General features: G+C 59.2%; 12 protein-coding genes and 2 pseudogenes. 8 read left to right on the top strand and 6 right to left on the bottom strand.

The genetic code is table 11. The annotated features are described in order from the left end of the window. Window positions 1-2: 2 nt before the first annotated feature. The 6 genes and pseudogenes from fdhF to EET67_RS23420 all read right to left on the bottom strand — a co-directional run bounded on the left by fdhF (window position 3) and on the right by EET67_RS23420 (window position 9,084). Window positions 3-2,843 carry a formate dehydrogenase subunit alpha gene (fdhF, locus tag EET67_RS23395; RefSeq protein ID WP_128628622.1) on the bottom strand — a complete coding sequence of 947 codons (2,841 nt, stop codon included), beginning with the start codon at window positions 2,841-2,843 and terminating at the stop codon, window positions 3-5. A gap of 11 nt (window positions 2,844-2,854) precedes the next feature. Beyond that, a complete protein-coding gene (locus EET67_RS23400; protein WP_128628623.1) occupies window positions 2,855-4,411 on the bottom strand; it encodes a formate dehydrogenase beta subunit in 1,557 nt (518 codons plus the stop codon). Next, a pseudogene (locus EET67_RS23405) lies at window positions 4,408-4,870 on the bottom strand (formate dehydrogenase subunit gamma). The gene EET67_RS23400 and the pseudogene EET67_RS23405 overlap by 4 nt, the downstream one beginning before the upstream one ends. A 784-nt stretch (window positions 4,871-5,654) precedes the next feature. Beyond that, window positions 5,655-6,669 (bottom strand): annotated as a pseudogene (locus tag EET67_RS23410) (IS110 family RNA-guided transposase). Window positions 6,670-7,227: 558 nt separating this feature from the next. Continuing rightward, entirely contained in the window at window positions 7,228-7,911 is a 684-nt protein-coding gene (locus EET67_RS23415; RefSeq protein WP_128628624.1) for an aspartate/glutamate racemase family protein, read from the bottom strand. Between the two features lie 249 nt (window positions 7,912-8,160). Next, the gene (locus EET67_RS23420) at window positions 8,161-9,084 is read right to left on the bottom strand and encodes a LysR family transcriptional regulator (protein WP_128628625.1); all 924 of its coding nucleotides are present in this window, start codon (window positions 9,082-9,084) and stop codon (window positions 8,161-8,163) included. Window positions 9,085-9,298: 214 nt separating this feature from the next. Between EET67_RS23420 and EET67_RS23425 the strand changes: the two genes are divergently transcribed. The 8 genes from EET67_RS23425 to puuE all read left to right on the top strand — a co-directional run bounded on the left by EET67_RS23425 (window position 9,299) and on the right by puuE (window position 18,834). Then, on the top strand, window positions 9,299-10,735 hold the full coding sequence (locus tag EET67_RS23425) for an amidohydrolase family protein (RefSeq protein ID WP_128628626.1): 1,437 nt from the start codon (window positions 9,299-9,301) through the stop codon (window positions 10,733-10,735). A gap of 91 nt (window positions 10,736-10,826) precedes the next feature. Then, window positions 10,827-12,413 (top strand): ABC transporter substrate-binding protein, encoded by a 1,587-nt coding sequence (locus EET67_RS23430; RefSeq protein WP_128628627.1) that lies wholly within the window; start codon window positions 10,827-10,829, stop codon window positions 12,411-12,413. 128 nt (window positions 12,414-12,541) lie between these two features. Next, window positions 12,542-13,462 (top strand): ABC transporter permease, encoded by a 921-nt coding sequence (locus tag EET67_RS23435; RefSeq protein ID WP_128628628.1) that lies wholly within the window; start codon window positions 12,542-12,544, stop codon window positions 13,460-13,462. Between the two features lie 11 nt (window positions 13,463-13,473). Further along, a complete protein-coding gene (locus EET67_RS23440; protein WP_128628633.1) occupies window positions 13,474-14,319 on the top strand; it encodes an ABC transporter permease in 846 nt (281 codons plus the stop codon). Next, a complete protein-coding gene (locus EET67_RS23445) occupies window positions 14,294-15,403 on the top strand; it encodes an ABC transporter ATP-binding protein (protein ID WP_245451171.1) in 1,110 nt (369 codons plus the stop codon). Before EET67_RS23440 ends, EET67_RS23445 begins: the two co-directional genes overlap by 26 nt. 65 nt (window positions 15,404-15,468) lie before the next feature. After that, window positions 15,469-16,434, top strand: a complete 966-nt coding sequence (locus tag EET67_RS23450) for an ABC transporter ATP-binding protein (RefSeq protein ID WP_128628629.1) — start codon at window positions 15,469-15,471, stop codon at window positions 16,432-16,434. A gap of 195 nt (window positions 16,435-16,629) precedes the next feature. Beyond that, entirely contained in the window at window positions 16,630-17,841 is a 1,212-nt protein-coding gene (locus tag EET67_RS23455; protein ID WP_128628630.1) for an MFS transporter, read from the top strand. Between the two features lie 66 nt (window positions 17,842-17,907). Further along, the gene (gene puuE, locus EET67_RS23460) at window positions 17,908-18,834 is read left to right on the top strand and encodes an allantoinase PuuE (RefSeq protein ID WP_128628631.1); all 927 of its coding nucleotides are present in this window, start codon (window positions 17,908-17,910) and stop codon (window positions 18,832-18,834) included. The last annotated feature ends 550 nt before the right edge of the window (window positions 18,835-19,384 follow it).

Genomic DNA, 19,384 nt, shown 5'->3' on the forward strand with positions numbered 1-19,384 from the left:
GACTACTCGGCTGCTTCGGCAGGGACGATCCTGCGGCTGCGGCGCGAGAAATCGGCATAGTCTTCCTGCCACTGCGTCGGGCCGTTTGACGGTGTCACCTGGACGGCCGTGCACTTGTATTCGGGGCAGTTCGTTGCCCAGTCCGAATAGTCGGTGGTGACGACATTGGCCTGCGTGTCGGGATGGTGGAACGTCGTATAGACCACGCCCGGCGCCACGTTGTCGGTCACCAGCACGCGCAGCGTTGTTTCGCCCGAGCGGCTGGCAAGCTTCACCCACATGCCGTCGCGGATGCCGCGCTCTTCCGCGTCATGCGGATGGATTTCCAGCACATCCTCGGCATGCCAGACGACGTTGTCGGTGCGACGCGTTTGCGCGCCGACATTGTACTGGGACAGGATGCGGCCCGTGGTGAGCAGAAGCGGATAGCGCGGGCCGACGCGCTCGTCGGTCGCGAGATATTCGGTGACGACGAAATTGCCCTTGCCGCGCACGAATGTGTCCACATGCATGACCGGCGTTCCCGTCGGCGTCTTCTCGTTGCAGGGCCACTGGATCGAACCCAGCTCCTCCAGCCTGGCGAAGGAAACGCCGGTAAAGGTTGGCGTCAGGCGCGCGATCTCGTCCATGATCTCGGACGGGTGGTCATAGTGCATCGGATAGCCAAGCGCGTTGCTGAGCGCCATGGTGATCTCCCAATCGGCCATGCCGTTCTTCGGCTCCATCACCTTGCGCACGAGCTGGATACGCCGCTCGGCATTGATGAAGGTTCCGTCCTTTTCAAGGAAGGTCGAGCCCGGCAGGAAGACATGGGCATAATTGGCCGTCTCGTTCAGGAAGAGGTCCTGCATGACCACGCATTCCATCGCGCTGAGACCGGCGGCGACATGCTTGGTGTCCGGGTCGGACTGCATGATGTCCTCGCCCTGCACGTAGAGGCCCATGAAGGAGCCATCGAGCGCGGCATCCAGCATGTTGGTGATGCGCAGGCCCGGCTCCTTCTCCAGCGGCGTGTTCCAGTCGATCTCGAACAGCCGGCGCACCTCGTCGTTCGAGACATGGCGATAGCCCGAGAACTCGTGCGGGAAGGAGCCCATGTCACAGGAACCCTGGACATTGTTCTGGCCACGCAGCGGATTAACCCCGACGCCCGGACGACCGATATTGCCGGTCGCCATAGCCAGATTGGCGATTGCCATGACCGAGGTCGAGCCCTGGCTGTGTTCGGTGACGCCAAGGCCGTAATAGATCGCGGCGTTGCCGCCGGTGGCGTAGAGGCGAGCGGCACCGCGAATGCTCTGGGCCGGCACGCCGGTGGCGACGGCCATCGCCTCGGGGCTGTTGCGTTCTTCGGCGACGAAGGCGGCCCAATCCTGGAACGTTTCCCAATCGCAGCGCTCGCGCACGAACTCCTCGTTGACCAGTCCCTCGGTGACGATCACGTGGGCCAGCGCGGTGAGGATGGCGACATTTGTGCCGGGCAATGTCGGCAGATGGTAATCCGCTTTGATATGTGGCGACTGCACCAGATGGGTGCGTCGTGGATCAATGACGATCAGCCGGGCGCCCTCGCGCAGCCTCTGCTTCATGCGCGAAGCAAAGACCGGATGCGCATCCGATGGATTGGCGCCGATGACCAGCATCACATCGGTCTGCTCGACTGAGTCGAAGTCCTGGGTGCCGGCCGACGTGCCGAATGTCGTGCCCAAGCCATAGCCCGTCGGCGAATGGCAGACGCGCGCGCATGTGTCGACATTGTTGTTGCCGAAGCCGGCGCGCACCAGCTTTTGAACCAGAAAAGTTTCCTCGTCGGTGCAGCGCGACGACGTCAGACCGCCGACCGACCTTGGCCCATATTTTGCCTGGATGCGCTTGAATTCGGACGCCGTATGCGCAATCGCCTCTTCCCAGCTCACCTCGCGCCAGGGATCGGTGATTTTTTCACGAATCATCGGCTTGAGGATGCGCTCCTTATGGTTGGTGTAGCCCCAGGCAAAGCGGCCCTTGACGCAGGAATGGCCATGGTTGGACTTGCCGTCCTTGTACGGCACCATGCGCACGACCTCGTCACCCTTCATCTCCACCTTGAAGGCGCAACCGACGCCGCAATAGGCGCAGGTCGTGATCTTCGACCACTCCGGTTTGCCCTTCTCGATGACGGTCTTTTCGATGAGCGAGCCGGCGGGGCAGGCCTGCACGCAGGCGCCGCAGGACACGCAATCGGATTCCAGGAAGGACTGGTCTGTGCCGGCCGTCATGACCGAGCTGAAGCCGCGGCCGGCAATCGTCAGCGCGAATGTGCCCTGAATGTCTTCACAGGCGCGCACACAGCGCGAACAGACGATGCATTTGGCCGGATCGTAGCTGAAATAGGGGTTGCTGTCGTCAATGCCGCTGTCGCGGTGGCGCACGGCATCGAAGCCGTAGCGCACCTCGTCCAGCTCGACCTTGCGCGCGATATCGAGCAGGTCGAATTCTTCCGTGTCTTCCTCAAGCGATTCGACCGGATGATCGGAGACATAAAGCTCCATCACCCCCTTGCGGATGCGGTCCAGCCGCTCCGACGTCGTGGCCACCACGATGCCCTCGGCAACCGGGGTGGTGCAGGAGGCGGGCGTACCGTTACGGCCTTCGATCTCGATCAGGCACAGGCGGCATGAGCCATAGGCATCGAGCATGTCGGTCGCGCACAGTTTCGGAATCTCGGTGCCGGCCTCCATGGCTGCGCGCATGATCGAGGTGCCCTCAGGCACGGTCACGCTCTTGCCGTCGATGGTCAGCGTGACCATGGTTTCGGAAGGCGAACGGGGCGTTCCGTAGTCGATCTCGTGGATGAGCGACATGCGTAATCCTCCTATGCGGCCTGATGCTTGGGGGGCGTGATGCCGAAATCTTCGGGGAAATGGGTCAGTGCGCTCATGACCGGATAGGGCGTGAAGCCGCCGAGCGCGCAAAGCGAACCGAATTTGAGCGTATGGCAGAGATCTTCCAGCAGCATCGTCTGCTCGATGCGGTTCTCACCGCGAATGATACGGTCGAGGACCTCGACGCCACGCGTCGAGCCGACGCGGCAGGGCGTGCACTTGCCGCAGGATTCGACGGCGCAGAACTCCATGGCAAAGCGCGCCTGGCGGGCCATATCGACCGTATCGTCGAAGACGACGATGCCGCCATGGCCGATCAGCCCGTCCTTGGCCGCGAACGCTTCATAATCGAACGGCGTGTCGAACATGGATACCGGGAAATAGGCGCCGAGCGGGCCGCCGACCTGCACGGCCCGGACCGGCCGGCCACTGGCGGTGCCGCCGCCGATCTCGTTGACGAGTTCGCCCAGCGTGACGCCGAAGGCAACCTCGTAGAGGCCGCCATATTTGATGTTGCCGGCAAGCTGGATCGGCATCGTGCCGCGCGAGCGCCCCATGCCGAAATCGCGATAGAATTCCGCGCCCTTGTCCAGAATGGTGGGCACCGCGGCAAGCGAGAGCACATTGTTGATGACGGTCGGCTGGCCGAACAGGCCTTTATGTGCCGGCAGCGGCGGCTTGGCGCGCACGGTGCCGCGCTTGCCCTCGAGGCTGTCCAGCAGCGCGGTCTCCTCGCCGCAGACATAGGCACCGGCGCCGACACGGACTTCGAGATGAAACTCCTTGTCCGAGCCCATGATCGCCTTGCCCAGCGCGCCGCCCTTTTCGGCAGCCTTGATGGCGGTGTTCAGCGCGTCGATCGCCAAGGGATATTCGGACCGGACATAGATGTAGCCTTGCGTCGCGCCGACCGCGATGCCGGCGATCGTCATGCCCTCGATCAGCAGGAACGGATCGCCTTCCATGACCATGCGGTCGGCAAAGGTGCCGCTGTCGCCTTCGTCGGCGTTACAGACGATGTATTTCTGGTCGGCTCTCGCCTTCAGCACTGTGTCCCATTTGATGCCGGTGGGAAAGCCGGCCCCGCCGCGACCACGCAGGCCGGACTGCGTGACTGTGGCGACGATGTCTTGCGGCTCCAGTTTGAGCGCATTCGCCAGGCCGCGATAGCCGCCATGCGCCTTGTAGTCGTCGAGCGAGGCGGGGTCGATGATGCCGCAACGCTCGAAGGTCAGCCGGGTCTGGCCCTTGATGAAGGGATGATCCTGAGGGTCGCCGATTGCCAGCCGGTGCGACCCGCCTGTGGTTGCGGCTGCAAACACGCTGTCGACATCGGCGAGGTCCACCGGACCGAAGGCAAGGCGACCGCCATCCGCAGTCTCGACCTCGACCAGCGGCTCCAGCCAATGCATTCCACGCGAGCCGGTACGAACGATCCGGACATCGATACCCTTGGAGTTGGCGCAGGCCTTGAGGGCGTCGGCGATCTCATCGGCGCCGAGCGCCACGGCGGCAGAATCGCGAGGAACGAAGAAACGGGTACTCATAGCTCTGCCTCCGCGACCAGCGCATCGACCTTGGCGGTATTCAGGCGGCCGACGAGGCGGCCGTTATACATCGCCGAGGGGGCGACCGAGCAAAGGCCAAGACAATAGACTGCTTCGAGGCCGACGCGCCCATCGGCGGTCTGTTCGCCAAATTCCAGCCCGAGCCTTTCACATGCATGCTCGGCCAGCGCAGTTCCGCCGGATGCCTGGCAGGCTTCGGCCCTGCAGATTTTCAGCACATGCTTTGGAGGAGGGGAGGTGCGGAAATCATGATAGAAGGTGACGACGCCGTAGACCTCTGCCCGAGACATTGAGGGCTTCGGCAACCAGCGCGATGGCTTCACTGTCGATATAGCCGAAGTTTTCCTGCAGCGCATGCAGCATCGGCAGCATCGCGCCCGGCTGCGTCTGCTTCTCGGTAAGCAAGGCCCGCGCATGATCGGGATCCCAAGCGATCAACTGTCCCACAACATTCCCTCCCGGGTACTAGGTGTGCACATTCATCGCGCTGGGCTGATGCCTTCCACGCGTTGTTAGATGCTAGTGGTCATGTCATGGATGGGGCAATAGGAAATCTACTTCATATTAAAATGATAAAATAATAATATTATATATGATTTTGGTATATTTTGAGTCTTCATAAACTTATTTTAAATCAATATAAGTATATGTATATTTTTCATCAGAACTATAAAATATATATTGGATTATACGATAACAATTACTTAACTCAAGTGAATTTCCTGGCGAATCTCAGGGGGTGTGCCGGCAATGGCGCTACGAGCATCGGTTGGTGATCGATACACATGCTTTTCGGCTTGCATGTTGGTGATCACATTCGCTTCTTGTCGGAAGCGCGTCTATAACCGCGCCGACGGCTGAGAGGTGTATAAATGCGCTGGTGCGTATAGCCAGTTCGTCATGGTCTGCAGGCCAATACCTGCATGGCGGAGGGAAGGGGACTAGCGTCTAACCTTCTCTTGTGGATGCCGCTCTCATTTGCAAGGAATTTCTGATCCTTAGACATGTGATCGAGTGCGGACTCTTGTCAGGCCTGTTAGCGCGGCCCGATAGATGCCGCTGGCCGGGATGGTGATGCGCGGACCGGGGCCAAATCTCCAACAGCGAGCTCGAAGCTCTGAGAAGGTTTCTGGTTTGCCCGACCCGGATCATGTCGATCATTTGCCCATGCGGCTCATGCCTTCCTCACAACTCTGCGTTCCGTTCCTGCCGAGGCGCTCGATCAGGCGCTGACCATCACCGGATCGCGATAATCTTCGCCACGCGTCAGCATCGCCCAGATACCGCGCGCCATCTTGTTGGCCAGTGCGAAGGCCGCGACCATCGGCGGCTTGCGTTCCAGCATTCGAGCGAGCCACGGGTTTCGAGGTGCGCCCCGGCGCAGGGCCCAGCGGATCACCGCCATCGCGCCGGTGACAAGCAGTCGTCGGATATCGCGCTGCCCCATCTTCGAAGTCTTCCCAAACCCGAGGAATGCTGTCGCGGCACCAACCCGAGCCACGCGGCAAAATCGCGGCCACGCCGGAACTGTTCCATCGGCGGCGCGAACGTCTCGATCGCTAGCGCACTAATCGGCCCCAGCCGGGCATTGTCTGCAACCGTCGGGGCACAGCAGCCTGCCTGGACAGGGCGGCGATCTTCGCCTTCAGCGCAGCGAGGCGAGCAGTCAGCAAATCAACCTGTTCCAGAACCATGCGGCAGATATCCCGTGCCAGATCAGGCAGGGCCGAGCCCGGATCCTCAACGACCTGCGCTAGTCGCGTTACGAATCCGATCCCTTCTGGGGCGACGTGACCGAACTCATAAAGATACGCACGCAGTGCATTGATCGCTTCGGTCCGCTGATTCACGAGCTGTTCTCGGGCGCGAAACGCAATCGCTCGGGCTTGCTGCTATTCAGTTTTGGGCACGACAAACCGCATGGTCGGCCGCGTTGCAGCCTCAGTGATTGCCTCGGCATCTGCAACGTCGTTTTTCTGCCGCTTGATGAACGGCTTGACATAGTGCGGCGCAATCAGCCGGACATGGTGCCCGTGATTAGTTAGCTCCAGCGCCCAGTGATGGGCGCTGGGGCAAGCCTCCATCGCCACCTCGCATGGGGCTTGGTTTGCCATGAACCGTCCAAACTGCAGCCGTGGCAGCTTCTTGCGAAAAACGACCGATCCGTCTGCCGTCGCCCCGTGAAGCTGAAACACGTTCTTCGCCAAATCGACGCCGATGATGCTAACTTCTCCCATGGATGCCCTCTCCTATAGCTTGTGCTTCGACACCACGAGTTTGGCACATCGCAATGCCGTCAGGGGAGAGCGGCATCCACCCCATCTCCGCTTAACCCATTGATTTATGGAAGCGCCAGCAGGAAAAGGAGCAACATCCTTCCTATCGCTGGTCATCGCATTCTTCATCACCAAGTCTAGACTTTTAGATGATTTGTGTAATCGCTTCGCATTCGTGACGCTCTACGTCAAATCTAACAATGTCGTGGAAGTCATCTGCGGAGCGGTCGACCGACACTCCACGCGCTTTGTGCCGCCGAATACGCTGAGCACTTGGTGATGCGATTAGCAAGTGGCAGGAGATGGTGAATCATCACCCGTCGCTCCGAAATCTGATGTGTGGGTCGATACGACGCCAGCCAAATTCGTGAGGCTATTGAGGTGAATGCAGGCTAAACCGATCAAGGCAGACGGCGAAGACGTTGCCCCGCTGCATCATGAAGCAAGTATTGCGACCACTCAACCTCATCTAGCCGAACAGTTGCAATCGGGCAAGATCCGTACACATCCACATATGAATTATGTCAACGCGCCCGCCCCATCCGATTGATGGGCTCGGCGTCCTAAGCCTAGAAGTAAGCGGACCCCAGCCGGAATCGGCTCTATAACAGGCACGTCTAGCATCCGCGATAGCTCACCGGCGGCGTCTCCCAGAGGCCCACCGCCGATGATCACTGCCTCCGCCCCATCAAGCTCCACCGTCTCGCGCACCGCCTGCGCTAACTCAGAGACCAGATCATCAGCCCGACCCATCAGATTGACTGGATCGCCCGCCGTAGTGCGAGTGCCGGTAAACTGAGGGCTAAATCCATAAGATGCAACGCGTTTGCGGATCGAGTCTACCAAGGCCGGCGTAGTTGTTGCGACACCGAACCGCCGTCCGCCCCGCGCCGCTTCGATCATGCTAGCCTCAGCGATCCCAGCCACGGGACACGAGCATACTGCTCGCACCGCCTCGAGTCCTGGATCGCCGAAAGCCGAGATCAGTACTCCGTCCGGTTCGTTTGCGGTAAGCTGATCGATCATTTCAGCCACCGCCTCAGCAGCCTTGGACAGAGCTGCCACGTCGGTGATTAAATTGGCGCCCGAACTCGCGGTCAGCCCCTTGATGTGGGCCGCGTCCCCGGCGGTGGTGCGTGCGATCTCGACCATCCTCTTAGTGGTCTCGACGGACGTGTTGGGGTTGATCAGAATGATTCTCATTAATCAGCCTCATGCCGCCAGCTTCGCCGAATTGTCGAAAGAAAAACGCGACAATCTAGGTTAGCTTCTCAGGTTACTCATTAGGAAGTTATCATGCTGATCGGCGCTGGCAAGGCTTTCGGCGTAAGAGGCTGGCCTGAAAGCAGCCAACTCGGTCTTTCCGGAAACAACCTGTTGAGGCTAAACAACTACAGAGCGCTTTGACGCGCAGGAAGTAAACTGGCAATTTGGTCCTGATTTCCACCCGAGCTATAAAGGCTGCTTACACTCCGAAGGTTGTCTGGCAATCCCGCTGCTGTCAAGAAAACTGGGCAGGACGGGGTTTTTGTTGTCCGTGCTCCAAGCACAGACGATCGTGAATTTGCACTTCCGCGTGATGAAGGGGCGCAAATCCCACCGGTTGTCTTGAAATTGCTTCACCAGATGCTGACTGTACGTCATTGGAAAAATCGTCAGGCCAATCCCCGCACCGACTAAGGCGAGAACCGCGGTAGGTGTCGGGGCCTCCATCGATATTCTGGGCAATACACCGCAATCATAGAATTCCGAGAAAAGGCCCTGCCGATACATGCTCCACATGTTTTCGGTGCCCATGATCAACTCTTCACCACGCAGGTCAGAAGCAGTTAGCGTTTCTCTTTCGCCGAGCCGGTGTCCACGTGGCATCACGACGGCCAGCGGCTCGTCGCGTATGTGACAGGTGGAAATGCGGGGAATCGAAAGCGGACCGAGAATGAGAGCCGAGTCGACCGTCCCCTCCAAGAGCGCCGCGCGTTGACGCTCGGAGGGCAGATTATTCAGCTCTATGCGCACGTTAGGGCTAGTCTGACGAAACCGCTTCAATATCGGAGCCAGCAGGTCATATTCCACGAAGGCGGTGTAGCCGATCCGGATTTGGCCAATCCGCCCAAGAGCCATCTCGCGACCTAAGCGTTCGGCGCGCGACACCTGTGTCAATGCCAAGCGGGCCTCGACAAGAAAGGCGTTGCCGAATTCCGTCAGACATACGTTCCGCGTGTCGCGTATCAGCAAATGGGCCCCGAGTGCCGCCTCGAGTTTTTTGATCGCGCGTGTGAGCGCTGGCTGCGCGACATTCAGACGGGCGGCCGCGCGCGTAAAATTCAGTTCATCCGCCACGGTAATGAAATATCGCATTTCCCGAAGGCTGAGCATTTATACCCTTTCTGTTATAAATTAAAACCAAAATGGTATTGGCGTCGCCTGCCACCCCAAACTAACCTATCCGTAGCAAGCAACAAAGGTCCCATAGGAAAATCTATGAGATACGCAAGTATTCTCATGTGCCTAATCGAACCGCACTTCGCTAGACTGATGCCTAAGGGTTATCAGCTCCGATTTAACATTGCAATGTGACAGAGGTGAAGGAATGAGCAAAGAGTATGTGTCTGACCAGGACTGCGTGATCGAGGCAGGTTGGGCTCTGGTCGACCGGGGCGGCAAACAAGAATTGGAGCGTGATATTTCGATCGTGATCCGCGGCAACGAGATCGTGGAGATTAGGAAGGGTCGCGTGCGCGGCTGGGAAGCACGGATCGATGCAAGCGATTGCATCGTGCTGCCGGGCTTCATATCTGGGCATACCCACACTGGGATCAGCAGCCCTGCTCGTGGCCTGATCGAGAGCGGGCGTTTCATGGATCGTCCTTGCGCGATGGTCGCGAACTTCGACCAAGACGAACTGGATGCGTTGACGGCTTACAATATGGCCGAGATCGTGAAGTCGGGCTGTACCACGTTCGTGGAGATGAGCGGTTCTGTCGAATACGCAAAATCGTTCGTCCGGGTGGCGAAGGCCTGGGGTGTCCGCGCTTATGTGAGTGTGATAACGCCCAGCCACGGCGACCTACACAAGATTTGGTATCGAACGGATGACCAAGTCCTGTTCGACTCCGTTCCTCAGACCTTGAAGGACATTGAAGCCGCGCGCCAATATGCTCTTGAACTCAAGGAGACCGGCGGGGATCTCATTCGCCCGCAAATGGCCATTCATGCCGCCGATACGCATACGCCGGAAACCCTCAAGGCGGTTCAGGAAGCCGCAAAGGAGATTGGCAATGGGGTTCACATCCATCTCGCTCAACGCATTCGTGAGGTGGAGGCCTGCGAACGCCTGTGGGGAATGCGCCCTGTTGCATGGCTTGAAAGCTTGGGGTTCTTCGATCAGCCGGTGATTGCGGCCCATCTTTATAAGATGGACATGGAGAAAGATCCCGCGATCCTGAAAAAGCATGGCGTGAATTACGTTCATTGTGCCTGCATGGCCAGCAAGTTGCACCAGGCGTCACAGCCCTATCCCGAAGCGCTCGCTGGAGACCTCAACATCTCGCTCGGGATCGACCAAATCGGGAATGACTATATTGAGAATATCAAACTGGCCACCCTAAACGGTCAGTTGCGGATGAGTCTTCTCGAGGAACGGAGCAAGGCAAAGATGCAACGGCCTTTGGTAACGGATTCGGTACGTGCGGCCACTATCGGTGGCGCCAAAATGCTGAACCGTGACGATCTTGGCCGACTTACACCAGGCGCCAAGGCCGATCTCTGCACGGTCGACGTAACCAAGCCGCTTGGCGGCGTCGGGGCGCTGCCCCCAGAGCCTCTCCACCATCTGCTTTATTCCAGCGGCCGCAATGTTCGCGACGTAATGACCAATGGGCGTTTCCAGGTTCGTGGGGGCAAACTGGTAGTCGCCGACGAGGATCGCGTTGTCGCGGAAGGCGGCGAGGTTGCCAAAAAGATTTGGGCTGGTCTTGAAAAGGAGGACTGGTTCAACGCCCCGCCGCCCCCGAATTCTAGAGGCTAGCGGTTTCACCGGCCGGGCATTCGTGCGAACGCCCGGCCATTTGTCTTCTAGAACCAACAGGAAACCATCAAGAACATCCAAGGGAGGAAGAATGATGATAGCCTGCAAGTCGAATACAAGGAACCTGCTGAACAGAAGCTCCGGCATCGCTCTGGCGCTGGTCTTGTCGATTGGCGTCACGGTTCATGCAGGGATGCCGGCCTATGCGGATGATGCCGAATTCGTCATCGGTGCCGGGACAGAGCCTGACACGATGGGCGTTCAGGAGCAAACAAGCACCGCCGTCCAGAACTACATGGATTTCATCGTCGAGCCCCTTGTCAAGCTTGCGCCCGACGGCTCGATTCAGCCGGGACTCGCCGAAAGCTGGGAGGTCAGCGAGGACGGACTGACCTACACCTTTCACCTGCGCGAGGGCGTCAAGTTCCATGATGGGACCGAGTTCGATGCCGAAGCGGTGAAGTTCAATTTCGGCCGGCTTCTGGACGAGGATGTGCGGGTGCCACTGCGCGGACAGTTTTCCATGATCAAAGAGGTCGAGGTGATCGATCCGCTGACCGTCAAGACTCACCTGTCGGCCACGACGCCGGCATTTCTCGGCACGATGTCCTCGGCGCCCGCCACGATGATGTCGCCCGCGGCAATCGACAAGTTCGGAAACAGCTACAAACGGATCGTGCATCCGATCGGCACTGGCCCCTACAAGTTTGTTGAATACGTGCAGGCCGAACATATCAAGCTGGAGCGATGGGAGTCCTACTGGGGCGAAAAGCCGTATTTTGAAAAGCAGACGATCAAGCTGATCCCCGAACCCGCTTCACGCGAGGCGGCGCTCCTATCGGGCCAGGCGGACATGATCATGCAGCCGCCCAGTTCCGATATCGGAGCGCTGCAGGCGAACGAGGACGTGAATGTTATCATCGGCGATACCACGCGGGTCGTCTATCTGGCCTTCAACAACCAGGCAGAGGCGTTTTCCGACCCGCGCGTCCGCAAGGCAATAAATCACGCCGTCGACAAGGAAGCGATCATCAAGAGCGTGCTGTTCGACGCAGCCGAACCCGTTCATTCGCATCTTTCCCGGCACATGGCCAGCTATTGCGAAGTCGGTTATTACGATTACGACCCCGAAAAGGCCCGCGCGATGCTTGAAGAGGCAGGCGCATCCGGCCTGCAGCTGGAGATCGTTGCACCGGCCGGGCACTATATCCAGGACCGTCAGGCGGCGTCGGCCATTGCGGCTTATCTCCAGCAGGTCGGCATCAAGGCTTCGGTGCGCACGACTGATTGGGCTACCTATCTCGCTTGGGTTGCCGAGCCGCCCGAACAGCAGGGCGCCCGCATGAACATGTTCGGTTATGCCGGCTCCTCTCCGGAGCAGGCGACCCCCGGCATGATTAGCTTTTTCGGCGGCGATTCCACCCCGCCCAACGGGTTCAATACGGCCTTCTACTCCAACGATGAGGTCGACGAGTTGTGGCGACAGGCGTCGCAGGAGCCGGATAAGGAAAAGCGCGACGCGCTTTACTGCGAGGCGCAAAAGATCTTCTGGGGCGACGCGCCGTGGCTGTTCCTCTGGAACCAGGGCATCCCGATCGTGACCACGGCCGATATCGAGGGCGTCACGACCCTGCCCAACGAAAAATACGACGCTATCTACGCACGCCCCAAAAAGTGATTGGTCGCAGGAACGCGGCATGGCGCAGGAGCCATGCCGCCCATCATCAAGTGAATTCGGGCTTGTAGAATCTGCAACGACTGGCAGCATCCACACAGCCACAGACAGCAGCCTCGACAGGAGGGAAGATGAGCGGTTCGTACCTTGTTCAACGCCTTACTGGCGCACTGATCACACTGTTGGGCGTCTCCATCTTCGTGTTCCTAATGGTCAAGGCGCTTCCGGGCGACCCCGCGCGGGTGATCGCCGGCGTGGATGCGACGGTCGAGGAAGTGGCGCGCATCCGCGAGGAACTCAAGCTCGATCAGGGATTGTTTCAGCAATTCACCACCTTCCTGGGCGATGCGCTTACCGGCAACCTGGGAACCTCGGCCAAGTCCGGCAACCCCGTCGCCGCCGAGATCGCGGCCCGCCTGCCGGCTACGGTTCAACTGGCTGTCCTTGCGATAGGCGTCGCCACGTTTATCGGCGTCCTATTCGGCCTATTCGCGGCACTCCGTCCGAACTCGCTCGTGGATTATTCACTTTCTGCCTTTACGATCGGCGCAAGTTCGATGCCCGCGTTCTGGCTCGGGCTGTTGCTGATCATCGTCTTTGCAGTGCAATTCCAAGTTCTTCCAGCCTCAGGCAAGGACACTTGGACCAGTTGGATACTGCCGACCGCGACACTCGCGGCGTTCAGCGTCGCACTGATTGCGCGCGTGACACGAGCGGCGATGCTCGAAATTTTGCGCCAGGATTACATCCGCACCGCGCGGGCCAAAGGTGCCAGCGAGCGGCGTGTATTCATTAGGCACGGGCTGCGGAACGCATTGCTGCCGGTCATCACTGTCATTGGCCTGCAACTTGGGCAGTTGATCGGCGGCGCGGTGCTGACCGAGGTCGTCTTCAGTTGGCCGGGTATCGGCCGGCTTTTGGTGGAGGCAATATTCGCACGGGACTTCCCGGTCATACAGGGCGTGATACTTGTCTACGCGATGATGATCGTGCTTCTGAACCTGCTGGTCGACCTCTCCTATACGCTTTTGGATCCGCGGATCAGTTATTGAGGGTCATGATTATGATTGCGGAAAACAGTCCAGCCATCGAACGGTTCAAGGCCAACAAGGCTTCTGCTATCTCATTGGTCTATCTTCTCGTTCTCACGACTATGGCGTTGTTGGCGCCTTCAATTACGTCCGGAGATCCCAACCAACTCGATCTCGGTCAAGTGCTCGAGGGCTTTTCGGGCGAGCATATCTTCGGCACTGACCATCTTGGCCGAGATATAGCGACACGCATCCTGTATGGCACGAGGTTGTCCTTGCTCAGCGGGGTCGGTGCGGTGTGCTTCGGTTTAGCGATTGCTTTGCCTATAGGCCTTTTTTCAGGTTTTGTCGGTGGGGTCACCGATACGATCGTACAACGTTTCGTGGACGCGCTGTTCGCATTTCCCGCGTTTCTGATGGCGCTTGCCCTCGTCGCGGTACTGGGTGCCGGTCTGACCAACGTGATTGTAGCTGTCGGAGCGAGCACAGTGCCCCCGATGATCAGATTAGTGCGCAGCGGCGTGCTTTCGGTCAAGTCTGAGGATTATATCGAGAACGCCAGGTCGGTCGGATGTTCCAGTTCGAGGATTATCATCCGACATATCCTTCCTAACACGCTGGGTCCGATCATCGTTCAGGCGACCGTTTATATCGGCGCCACGATCATCGCTGCGGCAGGTTTGGGTTTCCTTGGACTGGGAGTGCAGCCGCCTGCTGCCGAATGGGGCGCAATGCTGGGTGAAGGGCGGGACTACATCTTCACCGCTCCGCATGTCCTCACCGTGCCTGGATTGTTTATTTTCGTAACAGTCTTGGCCTTCAACTATGTGGGTGATGGCCTGAGGGACGCGCTTGATCCGAAGACAACAAAACAATGAAACGGGTCACGAGTGCTTAGACGCATATTGGAGCGACATTGATCAATCCAGTCGAAAGGCAAATATTGTGGTACCAACTCTGTCCATCAAGGATCTCACTGTCAGCTTCGGCAAGCCCGGGCGCGAATTGCTCGCCGTCAATGGCGTCACCTATGATGTGCAGCCTGGCGAGACGCTCGGCGTCGTCGGAGAATCGGGATCAGGCAAAAGCGTCACACTGCTGGCTGCGCTGGGTTTGTTGCCCTCTCCGCCTGCTAGAATTTCGCGCGGCTCGGTCGAATTCCAGGGCCGCGATCTGGCCCGGATGGACGCCAAAAAGGTGCGCCAGATCCGGGGCAAGGACGTGGGTTTCATCTTTCAGGAACCGTTGACATCGCTGAATCCGGTGATGACGATCGGCGACCAGATCGCCGAGGCCATTGTGGTTCACGATCAGAACATCGGATGGCAGAAGGCGAGAGCACGTGCGGTCGAGCTTATGTCGTTGGTCGGCATGCCCGATCCCGAGCGGCTGGCCAAGCAATATCCCCATGAATTTTCCGGAGGGATGCGCCAACGAATTGTTATCGCTATCGCCATCGCCAACAACCCGAAACTGCTCATCGCGGACGAGCCGACGACGGCATTGGATGTGACGGTGCAGGCTCAAATTCTTGATGTCATCCGCGAAGCGCAAGAGAAAACCGGAGCCGCCACCATATTGGTGAGTCACGATCTCGGCGTGATCGCTCAGATGGCCAGCAAAATCGTCGTCATGTATGCCGGCCGGGTTATGGAGGCCGGCGATGCGGAGGATGTTCTCGAGAACCCCCTCCATCCCTATACGGCGGCCCTGATCGAATGCGCGCCCACCATGGAGTCGGAACTGAAGGACATCCATCCCATTCCCGGTCAAAGCCCGAGTTTGATGGAGATGCCGTCGGGCTGTCCATTTCATCCTCGGTGTCGGTACAGGCAGGATGTATGTGCCTCGAGGGTTCCGGCCTACCGTGCCATCGGTTCCGACCGTCATGTGGCCTGTCATTTCGTGGAAGAAACCGCCGAGGGCGGGCGGCTGGTGGTGCCGGCCGCCATCGATGCTTGAGGGGATGTGCCATGAACCATATCAGTTCGCAGGAAAAGGGGTTTCGGGTCGTGACAGATGAAGAAATGCGCGAGGTCCTGCGGGTCGAGGGCCTGACCAAGCATTTCGCGATCGACAAGAGACTCTTCGGACAGCCAAGAAAATGGGTTCAGGCCGTCGATAATGTGACTTTCGGGGTTCGCGGCAGGGGCACCCTGGCCATAGTTGGAGAATCGGGTTCGGGCAAGACGACGGTCGGCCGCACCATCGCGCGATTGCTGAAACCGTCGAGCGGGAGAATCTTGTTTGATGGCAACGACATAGCACAGATAGATGAGCGTTCGCTCCGCGGTGTCCGCAAGGAAATCCAGATGGTGTTCCAGAACCCCAACGCGTCGTTGAACCCGCGGATGACCGTGCGGCAATTGCTGTGTGAACCGCTGATTGTTCACCAATGGCCCAAGGAAGAGCATCGCCCGCGCATCGAGGAACTCCTTGAAACCGTGGGCCTTCCCCATAGCTATGTCGACCGGTATCCGCACGAATTCTCAGGCGGCCAACGGCAACGAATCGCGATCGCGCGGGCGCTGGCGATCCGACCGAAAGTCATCATATTCGACGAGCCGGTCTCGGCACTAGACGTGTCCGTGCAGGCGCAGATTATTCAACTCCTGGACAGAATCCAGGCCGATACTGGACTTGCATCGATCTTCATCTCGCACGATCTGTCTGTCGTTCGGGCAATTTCGGACGACGTGGTGGTGCTCTATCTTGGCAAGGTTATGGAGGCGGGTCCCTCGCGCGAGCTTTTCGGGTCGCCACGGCATCCCTATACGCAGGCACTGATTTCGGCGGTGCCGAAGATGCACAAGCGCAAGAGTCAGGATGCGCGGATCGTGCTGAAAGGCGATCTGCCAAGCCCGGCAAACCCACCTTCCGGATGCCGCTTCCGAACCCGATGCTGGAAGGCTCAGGACATCTGCGCAACCAAGGCCCCAGAACTGGAGGGCGATGCGAAGCGCCACTTCGTCGCCTGCCATTTTCCGAATTGACCTGAATGCCCTCATCTCTGCCCAGGGCATTTTCGTAAACGGTGCCGGGTCAGTTCACCACTGACGTGCTCTTGAAGGACTTCGCGGCTTCTCCTTCAAATCACGCCGGAGAAACACGCGCCAAGGCTGCCCAGTCGATCGCAGAGCCGCCCCCACGACGCCCCTCGGTCTTCCCGGCCTTGAAGGAAACATCTCATGACAATGCTTGTCGCTACCAGACACAGAGTGATCGCATCCTTTATCGTCATGGCGATGTGCTGCTTCGCGACCTATACGATCCTGCTTGCATTGATCCCCGCCATCGGCGTCAAGAACGGCCTCACACCTTTGGAAATAGGGGTGTTGACTGCCATCCTGGCAGGCTTCGGCCTGTTGACGGACCTCCCCCTGGCGCATCTGGCTCGCCTGCATGGTGACCGGATAGTGATCCTTGGCGGCGGCGCCCTGACAGCGCTTGCCTGCGCGATGCTGTATTGCGCCGCGATCGACGTTGGGACCTCGGCGAGCATCGCGCTTCTGCGGGTTTCCGCCTTCGTTGCCGCCATCGGCTTTTCCTGCCTGATAGCGCCCCTTCTGGGCGGCATCGCCACACATGCCGAAGGCGATCAGGTTAAGGTTCAGGCGGTGAATTCCATCGCGCAGCGGATAGGTGCGTTCGGCGCTTCGATTTTTCTGGGATACCTGTTCGCGTCGGGCGATCTGTGGTTGGGTCCGGCGCTGGCGCTTGCAATCTGCATCGCGATCATCGTGCTTGCGCGCGGCGTGAAGGCGCCGATGCGCCTTTTGGAACACGCCGTCGAGGAACAGTCAGGGTTCGATCCGAAGCGTGCGCGGCACATGTCGAGGGGTGTGAAGAAGGGGATCTTCGTCAGCATCAGCGTCCAGTGCTACCTGATTTCGAGCTATGCGTTCATTCCCGTCCTGCTCGACGCGAACGGAATCGGCGAGACGCTGGGGCTTTCCCTGACCTTCCGCGAGCTTGTCGCGGTGCTGTCGGCCGCGCTGATCGGCACGTGGCTCAGCCGGGGCTCGTTATCCAGGATCTGGGCGGCCAGCGCGTTCGTCGGTCTCGTTTCCCTGGCAATCGTCCCTTTCACAACCGATCCGTTCAGCGCGATTGCCCTCTTCTCTCTGCACGGCGCCGCGCTTGGTATCGGTATCGTGGCGGGCAACGTCCACGCCTACTTCGGCACGACGCCCACGACGAGGGTATACGGTTTTGCTTATATGGTGATGTCGACGCGGTTCGCCGGGATCGTGGTTCCGGTCATCCTTGGCGCCGCGCTTGAACACTCTACCGCGGCGTTCTCGGGTGTTCTGTTCATGTTCCTGCTATCGGTGCTGCTGGTGTATCTTGCCTTTCATGTCCGCCGAGCAGTGCCGGATGCAGCATCACGCGCTCGATAGTCGGATGTGGTTTCGCCGTAAAAGCCGGATTCGGTTTAAGAACAAAGAGAAGAGTAAGTAATAGAGATGCCCTCCGCGATACGCAATGACCTCGAAGAACGGCTGATCGATCTCAACGGCTACGGCCAGACGCCGCCGCAGGCGCAATGGCCCGGCGGCGCGCGTCTGGCGCTATCGCTGGTGCTCAACATTGAGGAAGGGGCCGAATCGCATGTGATGGATGGCGACCCCGCGGCCGAATGCCTGAACTCCGACATGATCTGCGGGCCTTGGCCAGGGCGGCGCAACCTGGTGATGGAATCGCATTTCGAATATGGCAGCCGGGTAGGCGTCTGGCGGCTGCTCGACCTGTTCAGGGCCCGGGGCCTGCCCATCACTGCCTTTGCCGTAGGCCTTGCCCTGGAACGCTGCCCCGCCATCGCCGCGCGCTTGGCCGAGGACGGGCACGAAGTCGCCGCGCATGGCTGGCGGTGGCTGGATTACCGCGACATGGACCCCGAGACCGAAGCCGAGCACATGCGCAAGACGGTCGAAACAATTGAGCGGCTGTGCGGCACCCGCCCGAAAGGTTGGTATACAGGCCGCATCAGCCCGCAGACTCGTAGGTTAGTCATTGAGCATGGCGAGTTCCTCTACGATTCCGATGCCTATAACGACGATCTTCCCTACTGGATTGCGCATGGGGGCGGGCATCACCTGGTGGTGCCCTACGCTTTCGACACCAATGATATGCGATTCGCCTCTGCCCCTGGATTCAATACCGGCGCCCAGTATTTCGAACATCTGCGCGATACATTCGACGTGCTCTATCGCGAAGCCGCGCACACGCCGCGGATGATGTCGCTGGGGCTGCATTGTCGACTGGCTGGTCGCCCCGGACGCGTCGCGGCGCTGGAGCGCTTTCTCGACCACGTCGCTGCGCATGATGATGTCTGGGTGACCACCCGCGTCGGGATCGCCGAGCATTGGCGCAAAGCCCATCCAGCCGGATAGTGGCGGGAGGGCTGTGAGTCATCTCCTGCCCGGCCAAGCGCGAAGCCGTCGCGTCTGGTGCGGAGGTGTGCGTCCGATCCGATGGGGAGTGCGTGAACTCTAAGAAGAGAAGTCCTTGCTCTCAAGGCGCCACATTTCTCGCCGCCTCGAGCGAACGAATGTGCACTGAACTTTGCTGGAACAAAACGCAGGTTTTCGACATGTGTGCGACATGAACTCCTAGTCTATCGGCAATTTTTTTCTGTAGGCGGCTTGCGTTTCAACCGATCTTCCCGCTCCAGGAGCTGATGTGATTGGCAGTGAAGGAGCCGTCAGCCACCTGGGACTACCAAACCGGTCTCGCCGACGTTCAGCTTCGCTCTGCTCTCTGCAGCCAGAATCCGGTGGCGAGCAAGACGTGGTTACCGAACTCTCGCTCATTGAGCCCCGCATCTAGCCTGAAAAATTCATGGGGGTTGGCGGATGTGGTGCAAGCCGTTGAAATGACGTAGGATTTGGTTGCTTACGCCGATCCGCGCCGTTTCCCGGAGGCCACACCCGCCATGAATAA

Source organism: Borborobacter arsenicus (assembly GCF_003934165.1).
Lineage (GTDB): Bacteria > Pseudomonadota > Alphaproteobacteria > Rhizobiales > Rhizobiaceae > Pseudaminobacter > Pseudaminobacter arsenicus.